Raw genomic sequence first — 270 nt, forward strand, 5'->3', positions numbered from 1 at the left:
TCGATAACCTCTGTCACAACCCAATATCCCGCCTCTGGCTGGTAATTAACCTTAATACCAATATCACCAACGTCACCTTCAGTAAAAGCACGCAGGTTTTCATAAGCTTCTGCGTCCAAAAATTCAGCATGGCTGTCAAGCTTGGTCAGCATGCCACTCATCGCATTGCTAAATAACTCTTCGTCATTGACCGCATCGACGTATTGACGACGTACTAAATCCACTACAGCCACAAATGTCTTTAGCGTCTCAGGAGAGATAGCATTTAGC

At 44.8% G+C, this 270-nt stretch carries 1 pseudogene; it reads right to left on the reverse strand.

The features are described from left to right. Positions 1-270 (reverse strand): annotated as a pseudogene (locus AAEY78_RS13240) (S41 family peptidase); the annotation flags it as partial.

Origin of the sequence: Psychrobacter sp. 16-MNA-CIBAN-0192, from assembly GCF_040309565.1 — a bacterium.
Classification (GTDB): domain Bacteria; phylum Pseudomonadota; class Gammaproteobacteria; order Pseudomonadales; family Moraxellaceae; genus Psychrobacter.